Origin of the sequence: Oceanicoccus sp. KOV_DT_Chl, assembly GCF_900120175.1 — a bacterium.
Classification (GTDB): domain Bacteria; phylum Pseudomonadota; class Gammaproteobacteria; order Pseudomonadales; family Dasaniaceae; genus Oceanicoccus.
The window spans coordinates 720,744-734,292 of the sequence record NZ_FQLF01000002.1; the positions used below are offsets into that span (position 1 = coordinate 720,744).

11 protein-coding genes are annotated in these 13,549 nt (G+C 46.5%); 6 read left to right on the plus strand and 5 right to left on the minus strand.

Features of this window, described 5'->3' with window-relative positions; translation table 11 throughout:
* Positions 1 to 18 precede the first annotated feature (18 nt).
* Entirely contained in the window at positions 19 to 651 is a 633-nt protein-coding gene (locus tag UNITIG_RS07035) for a lysoplasmalogenase (RefSeq protein ID WP_101757742.1), read from the minus strand.
* Positions 652 to 707: 56 nt separating this feature from the next.
* Positions 708 to 1,823: a DUF1214 domain-containing protein gene (locus UNITIG_RS07040; protein ID WP_101757743.1), complete on the minus strand. Its 1,116-nt coding sequence runs from the start codon at positions 1,821 to 1,823 to the stop codon at positions 708 to 710.
* Positions 1,824 to 2,250: 427 nt separating this feature from the next.
* Here UNITIG_RS07040 and UNITIG_RS07045 point away from each other — a divergent pair, with 427 nt between their 5' ends.
* From UNITIG_RS07045 to UNITIG_RS07070, 6 genes are read left to right on the plus strand one after another with little or no spacing between them, the layout of a single operon-like run.
* Complete coding sequence (locus UNITIG_RS07045; RefSeq protein ID WP_101757744.1) at positions 2,251 to 2,637, plus strand: MerR family DNA-binding transcriptional regulator; 387 nt, start codon at positions 2,251 to 2,253, stop codon at positions 2,635 to 2,637.
* 43 nt (positions 2,638 to 2,680) lie between these two features.
* The gene (locus tag UNITIG_RS07050; RefSeq protein ID WP_101757745.1) at positions 2,681 to 3,850 is read left to right on the plus strand and encodes an isovaleryl-CoA dehydrogenase; all 1,170 of its coding nucleotides are present in this window, start codon (positions 2,681 to 2,683) and stop codon (positions 3,848 to 3,850) included.
* Between the two features lie 55 nt (positions 3,851 to 3,905).
* Positions 3,906 to 5,519: a carboxyl transferase domain-containing protein gene (locus UNITIG_RS07055; RefSeq protein WP_369809184.1), complete on the plus strand. Its 1,614-nt coding sequence runs from the start codon at positions 3,906 to 3,908 to the stop codon at positions 5,517 to 5,519.
* Between the two features lie 11 nt (positions 5,520 to 5,530).
* Complete coding sequence (locus UNITIG_RS07060) at positions 5,531 to 6,337, plus strand: enoyl-CoA hydratase/isomerase family protein (RefSeq protein WP_101757747.1); 807 nt, start codon at positions 5,531 to 5,533, stop codon at positions 6,335 to 6,337.
* Positions 6,338 to 6,340: 3 nt separating this feature from the next.
* Entirely contained in the window at positions 6,341 to 8,347 is a 2,007-nt protein-coding gene (locus UNITIG_RS07065; protein WP_101757748.1) for an acetyl/propionyl/methylcrotonyl-CoA carboxylase subunit alpha, read from the plus strand.
* Positions 8,344 to 9,252, plus strand: a complete 909-nt coding sequence (locus tag UNITIG_RS07070) for a hydroxymethylglutaryl-CoA lyase (RefSeq protein WP_101757749.1) — start codon at positions 8,344 to 8,346, stop codon at positions 9,250 to 9,252. Before UNITIG_RS07065 ends, UNITIG_RS07070 begins: the two co-directional genes overlap by 4 nt.
* Positions 9,253 to 9,377: 125 nt before the next feature.
* Here the strand turns inward: UNITIG_RS07070 and ampE are convergent, their stop codons facing one another.
* The 3 genes from ampE to UNITIG_RS07085 all read right to left on the minus strand — a co-directional run bounded on the left by ampE (position 9,378) and on the right by UNITIG_RS07085 (position 13,393).
* Positions 9,378 to 10,241, minus strand: a complete 864-nt coding sequence (ampE, locus tag UNITIG_RS07075; RefSeq protein WP_101757750.1) for a regulatory signaling modulator protein AmpE — start codon at positions 10,239 to 10,241, stop codon at positions 9,378 to 9,380.
* 12 nt (positions 10,242 to 10,253) lie between these two features.
* The gene (ampD, locus tag UNITIG_RS07080) at positions 10,254 to 10,805 is read right to left on the minus strand and encodes a 1,6-anhydro-N-acetylmuramyl-L-alanine amidase AmpD (protein ID WP_235015299.1); all 552 of its coding nucleotides are present in this window, start codon (positions 10,803 to 10,805) and stop codon (positions 10,254 to 10,256) included.
* 107 nt (positions 10,806 to 10,912) lie between these two features.
* Positions 10,913 to 13,393: a DUF1631 domain-containing protein gene (locus UNITIG_RS07085; RefSeq protein ID WP_101759213.1), complete on the minus strand. Its 2,481-nt coding sequence runs from the start codon at positions 13,391 to 13,393 to the stop codon at positions 10,913 to 10,915.
* Positions 13,394 to 13,549 lie beyond the last annotated feature (156 nt).

A 13,549-nucleotide genomic window follows, 5' to 3' on the forward strand; every position in this document is an offset into this window, starting at 1 on the left:
CATTTTGGCCTATTGTTATCATTGTCTAGTATGGCAGTCGATCACCGATCTACAAATAGAATATTGCGCCAGATAGTAGCTGATCATCACCAATGGCATACTCAAGCTAATAGGATCGACAAACTCATTCCACGCCAAGATAAAATCTGATAGCAAAAAACTACAAACGCCGATCACCCCCCAGTGGTTAATCAGCCGGCTGGTCATGGCTATCAGGGCCATTAATGTAATGACCAGCAAATAACTGGCTATAGCCCAAAACAAGCCACCTGCAGAAGGTAAAATCAACACCGCAGCCAACACCATCGCCAAGATGATGGCAGCAGCAACATACTTTTTGGAGAGGGGGATAATCAGTACAGGGGCGGAACGCCATAACAGGATATAAACGAGATGCCCCAGTAAAAATGCAATCAAACCAGGAATAAAATAACCCAGGGCAAGCAAGGCATCACCACTGGCACCCAGCACTAATGCAAGGATCAAATAAGGCCGACCAGGCGCGGCGACTATGGCCCATGCAATCAAACTTAGCAGAGGTAGCACTTTAAACACTGCCGCCCATGGAGCAGGGGCAGCCGCGAAAAACAGCATATAGACGACCGCTAGCAGCCAAAAAGTGCTACTGCGCGCGACGATATCGCCAGCCACTAGACTATACCTACCAAGCAATAAAACTCATTCGCAAGAGCTCCATCTATAACCACTCAAACTAATTCGGCTAGTTTCACCACCGTCGCCTGCGGTGTTTCCACCTCACCTTCAACCAGAAAAAACCGCCAGAACACCAAGCCAAACAGGTTGTTTTCTGTATCAATCCAGTTAGGGTGTCCCGGGTTTTTATTCGCCAAAATTATTTTAAAACTACCATCATCTTCCAGCTCTGTTTGCGCTCTATTCAAAGACGCGCTGCGATTAACGTAATCATAGGTTTGCTGAAAACGGTTCCATAAACAGATATTAGCAAAGCGACATTCCGGCCAGCGACCCGTGATCACTAAAGCTTCATCATGATTGATAAAAAAGGGCGCCATCGAATAATGCGCATCAAAGGCAGCCAAACCAAAATCCCCCGGCGGAACGGGTGTCGGAAATTGATTGGGGATTAAACCGACAAAGTCCGGCTGAGTTTCAGCGTTAGCCATCGGTAACATTTCCAGAGTACGGGTACGGACAAAATTACTGACCCGGTTTATACCGGCAGCGATACTGGCATCATTAGCCGGCTCCGGAGTATCAATATCGCTAAGACATTCAATCGTCAGACGTGGCTCTAAATCAACACGCTTAGCTGCAGGGGTTTTATGTTCATAATAATGACGTGTTGTTACTCTGGATGCGTTGGCAGATAAGGGCAACCAATTCCGCGTTTTGGGCTCACCGCCTAAATAAATAGTGAAATGTCCATTGCTGTCGATATCCAGCTCAGTGTCGTTAATAACACCACCGGTTTTATTGGCCAGCTTGCCGTCCTCGGCACCCTCCTCAATAGTTACCGAAAAATAGGCCGAGCGCTGTACGGTCCCATGAACCACATAAGTGTAATCTGCACTGACCGGCGCATCAAAATAAATGGCATCGCTATTATCACCCGTGAGTTTACGACTGGGTGTTACTATACGACGAAAATTAGGACAGCGGACATCTTGCTCAAAAAATCCGACCAAGCCGGCTTCTAAAATATGCATTAATGCGCGATGGGAGGCAGCCACATCTTCAGCAGAGTTTAAATTCCACTCAGGCCCAGACCAGCGATCATCTACTTCTTGTAACAAACTGATTAAGTCTTTTAAAGCAGTACGACTTTGAGTTTCGATGGTCATTTAACAGGCCTTATTATGTTATCAATTTCGACCTTACGGTAAATGTTCAGGTGAATCACTGTCAATCAACAAACCATGACAATAAAGCAATCATTCGATTTTTGAAAACGTCCAACATTTTATGATCCTGTAAAAAGCCATCAACAATTTTTACTCTGCGATCATGATATAAATTCACCACTTAAAAACCGTGTGCTACTTCTAATCTGTTAAGCGCTCGATACAGTCGGACTAATCAAAACTATCAACCGCCAAAACGATGCCACCTTCAAGACAATACTACTGACAAGCCCCGATAGTACTTCGAGCAAGTAATACTATCGCTGGAACTATTAGCCCCTACCAATGATAAATCTGACCTGCCGGCAGTTGACGTTAACGTAAAGGTAACTTAGTATTACCCATCTTCCTATAGTGGGGCTCGACTATGTCCAATACGTACAATATCTCGGATCTGGCAGCAGAATTTGACATTACCACCCGCACTATCCGCTTTTATGAAGAAAAAGGCCTGCTCAAGCCTGAACGTAATGGCAATAATCGTATTTACAGCCCCGCCGACCGAGTCGCTTTAAAGCTTATTCTGCGCGGTAAGCGGTTGGGGTTTACGCTTGAAGAGAGCCGCGACATCATCACCATGTACCACCCCGGCCAGAATAATGCTGACCAGCTGCATAGTCTGATCAGCAAGATCCGTGAAAAGCGTGGCCAACTTGAGCAACAGTTACACGATCTGGAAGTGATGATGCTCGACCTGGAAAGCTCGGAAGAGAAATGCCTGCTAGCCTTAGCTGAGCTGGCTCCCACATCCTAATATGCCCTTTTACTTTGAAGCGGCCCGTAACAGGTAACCCCCCATGAACACTAGCTACCCCACCCTCAATTTTGACCTCGGTGAAGAAATCGACATGCTGCGCGACACGGTATATCAATTTTCTCAAAATGAGATTGCCCCTCGCGCTGCACAAATCGACACTGATAACGCCTTTCCCATGGATTTATGGCGCAAATTCGGTGATCTGGGTTTGCTGGGTATGACCGTTGCCGAAGAATATGGCGGTACCAATATGGGTTATCTTGCTCACACCGTCGCGATGGAAGAAATCAGCCGGGCATCGGCGTCAGTCGGGCTTTCCTACGGCGCTCACTCCAACCTCTGCGTTAACCAGATTTTCAAAAACGGCAGCGAACAGCAAAAACAAAAATACCTGCCAGCGCTATGCTCCGGCGAGCATATTGGCGCACTGGCAATGTCAGAACCCAATGCGGGTTCGGATGTAGTCAGTATGAAGTTGAAAGCCGAGAAAAAAGACAACCACTATATTTTGAACGGCAACAAAATGTGGATTACCAATGGTCCCGATGCCCATACTTATGTGATCTACGCCAAAACCGATATGGAAGCTGGCGCCAAAGGAATGACAGCGTTTATTGTTGAACACGACTACCCCGGTTTTTCCCGTCACCAAAAACTCGACAAACTGGGCATGCGAGGCTCCAACACTTGCGAGCTGGTGTTTCAAGACTGCGCAGTGCCAGCGGAAAATATTCTCGGCCAGGAAGGTGGTGGGGTACGGGTATTAATGAGCGGTCTGGATTACGAACGCACGGTTCTTTCCGGTGGCCCTGTCGGCATTATGCAGGCCTGCATGGATATTGTGGTGCCTTATCTCCATGACCGTAAACAGTTCGGCCAAAGCATTGGCGAGTTTCAATTAATGCAAGGCAAACTCGCCGATATGTATACCGACTTAAATGCCTCTCGCGCCTATCTTTATGCGGTCGCAAAATCCTGTGACCGCGGCGATGAATCACGTAAAGATGCCGCCGCAGTGATTTTATTTACCGCCGAAAAAGCAACCCAGATGGCCTTACAAGCAATTCAGGCATTAGGTGGCAATGGTTATATCAATGAATTTGCTACCGGACGTTTATTACGCGATGCCAAGCTCTATGAAATTGGCGCAGGCACCTCGGAAATTCGTCGTATGCTAATAGGTCGTGAATTATTTAAAGAAACCAGCTAACCCGGTAACCGGAAAATCTTTCATCACGGCAATAAAAAAGTGAACGGCTATGAGCATGATCAACAACACCATTAAAAGCAAAATAAACACACGCTCTGCAGATTTCATCGCAAATGTTGAAGCCATGCAGCAGCAAGTGGATGACCTCGCCGAAAAAATTGCAGCCATTAAAAAAGGCGGTGGCGAAAAATACCAGCAGCGCCATAAAGATCGGGGCAAGCTACTGGCTCGGGAACGTATCAATGCACTGGTAGACCCTGGCTCACCGTTTTTAGAAATATCACAACTCGCCGCTTATGACGTTTACGATGAAGAAGTAAATGCCGCCGGCGTTATTGCTGGCGTAGGCCGTATCTGCGGGCAGGAATGCATGATTGTGGCGAACGATGCCACGGTCAAAGGTGGCTCATACTACCCATTGACAGTAAAAAAACATTTACGCGCGCAAACGATTGCGGAGGAAAATAATCTACCCTGTGTCTATCTAGTTGATTCCGGCGGTGCCAATTTACCTCGACAAGACGAGGTATTTCCCGACCGCGAACACTTTGGCCGCATCTTTTTCAATCAAGCCAATATGTCTGCCAAAAATATTCCACAAATCGCAGTGGTAATGGGGTCCTGTACTGCTGGCGGCGCCTATGTGCCCGCAATGGCGGACGAGTCAATTATTGTGAAAGAGCAAGGGACTATTTTCCTAGCTGGCCCGCCGCTGGTAAAAGCCGCCACCGGTGAAGTGGTCAGCGCCGAGGATTTAGGCGGCGCAGACTTACACTGTAAAACTTCCGGTGTAACCGACCACTACGCCCAAAACGATCATCACGCCCTACAGTTAGCCAGGCAATCGATTGCTAATCTAAATCGGGTTAAACCTCAGCAACTAGCTACGAGAGCAGTAACGGAGCCACTTTATGAGAGCAAGGAAATCTACGGTGTGGTGCCTAAAGATAGTCGCCACCCCTATGACGTTAGGGAAATCATTGCCCGTATTGTTGACGGTTCCGAGTTTACTGAATTTAAAGCACTGTATGGCACCACTCTAGTCTGTGGCTTTGCCCATATTTTTGGTTATCCGGTGGGTATTATTGGTAACAACGGCATTCTATTTTCCGAGTCTGCACAAAAAGGCGCACATTTTATTGAACTCTGTGCGCAACGCAAAATCCCGCTTATCTTCTTACAAAACATTACCGGTTTTATGGTAGGCCAACAGTATGAAGCCGGTGGTATCGCCAAACACGGTGCCAAAATGGTTACCGCTGTCGCCTGTGCCAAAGTCCCCAAGCTCACTGTTGTCATCGGCGGATCCTTTGGTGCGGGAAATTACGGCATGTGCGGTCGCGCCTACGACCCCAATTTTTTATTCATGTGGCCTAACGCTCGCATTTCGGTAATGGGAGGCGAACAAGCTGCTGGTGTGTTGGCGCAAATCAAACGCGACCAGAAAGAAAACGAGGGTGAACACTGGAGTGCGGAACAAGAAGCCCAATTTAAACAGCCCATTCTTGAAACCTACGAAAAACAAGGTCACCCCTATTACGCCTCAGCCAGATTATGGGACGACGGCGTGATTGATCCCGCGGAGACCCGGATGGTACTGGGCCTATCATTATCCGCTACCTTGAATAAGCCAATTGCGGACACACAGTTTGGTATTTTTAGAATGTAAGGGAGACAGTTATGAAGCTGGATAAAATTACTTCGGTAATCGATGAACGCGGTATTGCCACGGTCACACTAAATAATCCCGATAAGCACAATGCTTTTGACGATCAAATCGTCGCGCAACTCACTCATATTTTTCTCGACCTGAATGCTAACGCAGCAGTTAGAGTAGTCATTCTGGCCGCTAAGGGTAAAAGTTTTTCAGCCGGCGCTGATCTAAATTGGATGAAGCGGATGGCAAATTACAGCGTCGAAGAAAACTTAGTAGACGCGAAGAAACTCGCACTGATGCTACACACGCTCTATAGCCTATCTAAACCCACCATAGCCCGCGTGCAAGGCGCAGCGTTTGGTGGTGGTGTCGGTTTAGTTAGCTGCTGCGACATGGCCATTGCCGCTGAACACGCAAGCTTTAGTTTAAGTGAGGTTAAATTAGGTATGGTTCCTGCCACGATTAGCCCCTATGTTATCGAAGCCATTGGGCCCCGTGCAGCGCGCCGCTATTTTATGACCGCTGAACGCTTTACTGCTGCTACTGCTTTTCAGCTTGGTCTGGTCAATGAGTGTGTGGCGCAAGAACAGCTGGATGCAAGCATTGCCACTATAACCGATGCACTATTAACCAACGGCCCTGCCGCTGTCACCTCGGCAAAACAGTTAATCAGCGAGATAAAATTTCAAGCCATAGATCAAGCACTTATAAAACAGACCAGTGAACTAATCGCAACTATTCGCAGTTCAGCTGAGGGCAAAGAAGGGCTCGGCGCTTTTTTGGAAAAACGCCAACCCAACTGGATTAATGCTGCAACGGCAGGAGAATAAACTGTGTTCGATAAAATATTGATCGCCAATCGCGGTGAAATTGCATGCAGAGTCATTAAAACTGCGCGGCAAATGGGTATTCGCACCGTCGCTGTTTATTCAGATGCTGACAGTAATGCCCTACACGTAGCGATGGCCGATGAGGCAGTACACATAGGCGCTGCCCCCTCACGAGAATCTTACCTGCTAATGGAAAACGTCATCAAGGCCGCCAAACAAACCGGCGCCCAAGCAATCCACCCCGGCTATGGTTTTCTCAGTGAAAATGCCGCCTTTTGTCAATTATGTATAGACAATGGTATTTGTTTTATTGGTCCACCTATTACTGCTATTCAAGCAATGGGATCAAAATCTGCCGCCAAAACTATTATGGAAAAAGCTGGCGTGCCTTTAGTGCCGGGTTACCACGGCGACAATCAGGATGCGGCTTTCTTGAAAAAAACGGCTACCGCTATGGGCTATCCGGTACTATTAAAAGCCGCTGCTGGTGGCGGCGGTAAAGGTATGCGCCAGGTATGGTCAGCGGACGAGTTTGATGAAGCCCTAGCTACCGCCAAGCGCGAAGCCATGAGTTCGTTTAGCGATGACATCATGCTGGTAGAAAAATATTTAACCCAACCCCGCCATGTCGAAATTCAGGTTTTTTGCGACCAGCACAATAATGCCGTGTATTTGGCAGAGCGCGATTGCTCGGTACAGCGACGTCATCAAAAAGTGATCGAAGAAGCCCCTGCCCCCGGCATGTCTGAAAGCTTGCGCCAGCAAATGGGAGCCGCCGCTATAGAGGCGGCTCAGGCTATCAACTATCAAGGTGCAGGCACTGTAGAGTTTTTACTCGATAGTGACGGTTCATTTTTCTTTATGGAAATGAACACTCGACTACAAGTAGAGCACCCCGTCACTGAAATGATTACCGGTCAGGACTTGGTAGAGTGGCAATTTCGCGTTGCGGCGGGCGAACCCCTGCCCTTCCAGCAGGATCAAATACAGATTGACGGCCACGCTATCGAAGTTAGAATTTACGCGGAAGATCCAGCAAATGACTTTTTACCGGCAACCGGCACACTGTCGTTTTTGGAAACGCCGACGGAAGACGAGCATACCCGTATTGACACCGGCGTGCGCCAAGGTGATACCGTTAGTGTTTATTATGACCCAATGATCGCCAAGTTAATTGTCTGGGATGAAGACCGTCCACGCGCACTAAAACGTATGGCTAAAGCACTGACGGAATATCGTATCAACGGGGTCACTACCAACATTGATTTTCTCTATAACCTCTCTACTTGCAAACCTTTTGTGGATGCGGACTTAGACACCGGTTTTATTGAAAAACACCGTGCGGAGATTTTTCATGACAGCGCCCAGGACATGGCCAGAGATATACCGCTAGCGGCTTTATACCTAATTCTAAAACAGCAACAGCAAGCCGCTATCAACAGCAGCCACCAAGATCCGTCATCACCGTGGAATCAAAGCAATAGTTGGCGCTTGAATGAAGCGAATATTCATTGCCTACAAATACAATGCCATCAAAAAATCCTCGACGTTACCGTTGAAGAAACCAGTGTTGCGAATACGCCACGCTATATGATCCGCTATCATGACACTGAAATTGCGGCTCAAGGCCGATTAAACGGCAACATACTCAGCAGCGATATTAATGGCTATCGTTCACGCGTTTCTATTGCTGAAGAGAGCAGTGTTTTCAGTCTCTACTCGCAACAATCCGTGTTTCAATTTAGTGAAGTACTGCCTGATCTTGGTGACGATAACAGCAGCGTAACAGATGGCGGGCTAACTGCGCCGATGAACGGCACCATTGTTGCTTTGTTAGTCAATAGCGGCGCTGCAGTCAAACAAGGCGATCCGCTAATCGTGATGGAGGCAATGAAAATGGAATACACCATTCGCGCGCCCGGCAATGGCACAGTGACAGAATTTTATTTCCAAGCCGGCAGCCTGGTCGATGGCGGCGCTGAACTATTAGCCTTCGAGACAAACGCATGAGTATTTTCTACCCTAAACAAGTTCATATTGTTGAAGTAGGCCCTCGCGATGGCTTACAAAATGAAAAACAAGCGATTGATACCAGCATCAAAGTCGCGCTGATTGAAAAACTGACTGAAGCTGGTGTGCAGTATGTAGAATCCGGTAGTTTTGTTAATCCTAAATGGGTGCCACAAATGGCTGGTAGCGAAGCAGTATTCACGGAGCTAACACGAGTCAAAGGAGTAACCTATGCCGCGCTAACACCGAACTTGCAGGGCTTTGAACGGGCCCTATCCGTGCATGTCGATGAGGTCGCCATCTTTGCGGCCGCTTCCGAAACATTCAGTCAGAAAAATATTAATTGCTCTATTGCCGAAAGTATTTCTCGATTTGAACCCGTAATAGCAGCTGCCAGTGAACATAATATTCCCGTACGAGGTTATATATCCTGCGTCGCCGGCTGCCCTTATGAAGGTGATATTGCATCGGAAGCCGTGGCCAAAGTCGCCGCCCAACTATCTGCCATGGGCTGTTATGAAGTGTCTTTGGGTGACACTATTGGCACCGGTTCCGCTGGGAGCGTCAGTGCCATGCTAGATAAAGTAATAAGCGCAGTACCTGCCGATAAGTTGGCCGTACACTTTCATGATACCTACGGCCAGGCGCTAACAAATATTTTTGTGGCATTACAAAAAGGGATTAGCGTTATTGATAGCTCAGTGGCTGGTTTGGGCGGCTGCCCTTACGCTAAAGGCGCTTCCGGCAACGTGGCTACTGAGGACGTGGTCTATATGCTTAACGGTCTAAATATCCACACAGGCATTAATTTAGACAAACTCATCGATGCCGGTAATTTTATTTCTGCTGCGTTAGGTAGAGATAATCAGTCAAAAGTTGCGCGGGCGCTGATCAGTAAGCGTTAAATTTGGCTGCCAGCAAAGCTTCACCCAGGCGAGTCAGCCCTCACAAACCACAAAAAAGAAGTTTTTAATTACTTGGAAAGGAACATGAAACTGGCTCACCCAATTGATTAAGCGAACCCTTTCAACTACAAAATAATCAACAACGCTGCCACGACTACCCAACAAATTACACTACGGGATAACAAGCCTTGCAGTGCTAACAATTCTTCTCGACCATATTCAATGCAATGTTCAGGATCTGTCGGGCAAGCACGTTTATGACCACTATTGTTGATAGCGGCAACAGCACATTCATCTAATAATTCAGAACTGGGTTGATTGACAAAAAACTGCTGCCAACACTGACTAAAGCTGTTCACAAAATTACCTGTCAATGAGAAAGACAAAACAAGTAAACGCACGGGCAACCAATCAAGGTAGTGCACCAAGCGTAAAGCAAGCTGCCGCTCCTCAGCGTCAACCCACTGTTCACGGCCCAACAAATAACTTAAACGATAAACTAAAGCGACTACTGGTCCCAACAATAAAAACCAGAAAACCACTGCAAACCAACGTTCAAAACCATCGTATAAATACGCCCGCCGTACATGTTCATGTAGCGATTCGTGATCGGCAATAGCATCGCTTTGTTCAAAATCACCAATTGCCATTGCCTGCTCGTAAGCACTTTCAAAATTACCCTGATTCCAGGCAGTTAAATAATGTGTCAGCCGATCACTGTAATCGCCACGTCCCAAGCTGTATAACAATACTACTACTGTAACAATCAGTAATGGCAATCCAAACAACGCATCATCCAAAATTCCAGCTATAAGAATCAGCAAAATAACTGGCATTACCACCACCGCAATCAAACGGCTATGACCGGCGGATAACCAGCCACTGACTCTGTTATACCATTGATGAAGCCATTGATCTTGCTGCACCGGCCCACCAGAGCCCCATACTTGCAACAACCCTAAAACGATTAATAAACTTAGAAATTCCATTAGCAATCAACACTACAGTTGGTTAAAAAAATAATCCCAGTTAAACGCTGGGCCCGGATCAGTTTTACGCATAGGAGCAATATCACTATGCCCGACAATATTGCGACGGATAATTGCGGGATAGGCCTTTATTATCTGGCGAGTCATTTGCCGCAAAGATTTATATTGATGCTCAGTATAGGGACATTCGTCGGTTCCCTCCAACTCAATACCGATACTAAAATCATTACAGCCCGAGCGTCCCTCAAAACAGGACTCCCCCGCATGCCAGGCGCGATAATTCAATGGCACAAATTGGGTCACCCGACCCAGGCGATCAATAAACAAATGCGCAGAGACTTCCAGCCCCTGCAAACTGGCAAAATCATCTCGCTCACTACAATCGAGGCAGTTGGTAAATAGCTGTTCAACACAATCACTACCAAACTCACCCGCTGGTAAACTAATATTATGAATTACCAGAAGGCTGATTTTAGTATCAACGGGACGTTGATTATAGTTTGGCGACGGCACTTGTCGCACCGCAGGTAACCAGTGTGGTTCAGGTAAATTAATTGAATTCAAAGGATTAACTCTTGCAACAAATACCGCAAGAATAGCTTAAGGCTGGGAAGGGAACAAATACAGCCCCTAAACTGTAGACATTACTAATATTTGGCCAAGATTACACCCTAACCATTACCGGTCTTCATGTTACGTAAATTACCAATGACCGACTCCAGCGCACGATCAAACAATTGACCGTCATCCAGCATCCCGATCTGCTCTTTCTTCATCGCTACGGCTAAAGACATCCGCGTATATTCGGCGACTTTCATTCCAGAACGATTGACGAAAATATATTTATTGGTAGCACGGATAATAGCCGCCAAGCGACAGCGGAATTTTTTACCGTCATCCTGGTACAATTCCATCCAAAGTCCCGTCGACATGGCATCAACCTGCTGTAAACAAGGATCATCTGCAGACAAGCTTTCAATCACTGCACCGGTATCTTCGCTAGCGCCATTCACCACCAGTTTCTCAACAACCCGACGTTCGAGTTTGGCATCAGCAGTCTGAGCTGGCGCTTCAGTTTTAACCATTTTTGGCGTCTGTGGATCAAACTCCTCCGCAGCACTGGCCACTAAATCACCCAGCGCATCAAATTCTGCCAGCTGCTGGTCTAATTCAGCATCCAGCTGCTCCAACGACACTTTACCGGCATCACGGCCATCTAACATTTGGTCCAGCGTTTGCTCAATAGCACGATTTTGCTTGGCAATAGTTTGTTGCTTGGCTACTTTAGTTGTAGCGTTTGCGCCCGACTCACCCTGCTGTTTAAACGACTGCAATTGATTGAGATGAATGACTTCGAGATCGGTAAATAACTGATTCATTTCGAAAGGGTCAAACGAAATTCGGGTTAATCCTGCCCGTAATCTTTCTAACAACTTGGGCATCATGGCTAGCAACTTCTGCCGCGACTCCGTGTTTTCTACCGGCTGCACTGTCCACAGCAAGTCATCGACTACTTCTAAAGCCTGCTGCCATTGGTTAGTTTCTTCACCTTCCTTCAAGCAAATAAGAAACAGTACATTACTCCATGCCTGCTCTAGCAATGTAACCACAACCACGGGTAACTCTTTACCAGCAACCTTTTCATTCAGTACTGCCTGCACTCGGTTGCGAGCCGCTTCAGATTTAGCACGACCATCTTCAGCATTAATTGTACGCTGCTCGACCAAGTTGATACGACGCTGATCCATTTCCTGGAAAGCCATAAAATCAGCAAGTACTTCAGGAAATAAATCATTACTTCCATCGTATTCAGCAACGATGCGGCCAATAACATCAGATACTTTTTTATAGAGCGGATCTCGATCAATATTGGCCGTTGGTACCCAACCTAAACTGGCATTGGCAATTTCATTCAATAATTTTCTGGCTGGATGCCCACCTTTACTGAAAAAAGATTTATCTTGCATCGCCACTTTAATAATTGGAATCTGCAGGCGAGCAATCAGTGCTTTCATTGGGGGGGCGAGATTGCGATCATCCAGAATAAATTGAAATAGCATTGCGACCAAATTAATCGCATCATCATCAATCTGACCAATACTTAATGCCTTATTCGGCATTTTCGCATTGAGGATACTACTTAAATATTGCTGCACATCTAATTGCTGAGGGCCAACACCTTGCAGCGCCGACTGCAACTGATTTTCCATGTTGCCCAGCAACGATTTTTGTACCGCTTGCAATAATTGCAATAAAGTTTCACGGGGAATTTGCGGTGCCTGGCCAGGTGCCACCAAACCACTACTCGCATTAGTATTAGTCACTTGCGGCATATGGTGTAATAAGTTTTGCAAATCAGAAAATACATCGGTATTGGTCGAAGACTGTGCCTGAGCTTGCTCAGCAGCCACTGCATTTGTAGGTTTTTTCGCACCATTATTTTGCTGCTGTTCGATATTAGGCATGATGCCGCCATCGACCAGAATATCATTACAGCATTTATATACTGTCGACAAGCCAGACATGACATAGCGATCAAATAATTTAAACAACACCAGTTTGGCTTTGATATCCAGTTCTAACGACTTGCAAATATCAATAAATGACTGACAAATAACCGCGGGACTAAAAGGATTATTCTTCTCTGTAACATCCTGAGAGATAATCAAGGTATTTAAACGCGTGGTGAGCTGCTTCAACTCTAGCGCAAACTGACGCTCTGCCTTGGCAACCATATTGTCTGATGCGACCAACTCTTCCAGCTCATCATCATTAACCAGTGACCAGCTTTCTGTGGAAATCTTGGCTGATTCATTCAGCACAGGCGGCTCATTTGGACTAGCCAACAGAGTGGCAAATGCAGAATCAATACCTTTGCCAAAAGCCAATTCCATACCGCGGCGCTTTATTCTGACTTCCCGCATCGATTCAAAATACATATTTTGTTCAGCATTAGCTTCTGCACGATCAGCCAATTCAAATAACGCATCGTCGATATTATCGAATAAGGACTGTAGTAATGGCTGCAAGGACTGCTTACCTTTATCCTTCATCTGCGCAAATGGTGCAGGCAAACGAACTAATAACGCGCTCGGGTCACTAGTCTTGGCCGCGTGATCGCTAAGTTTTACAACGTTTTTTGTGTCTACCATGGCAATACCCAAAAATGCTAATACGCGAATCTCGACTATGTACTGCTGGTTGAATAAAGACCTAATCGAGAGTGCTTTGGTCTGATAGTATAACAATCAGCAAGCAGCTGTTATGACTGTATGTAAAGTTCGAGAATTCAGTCACAGTTTGCCCTC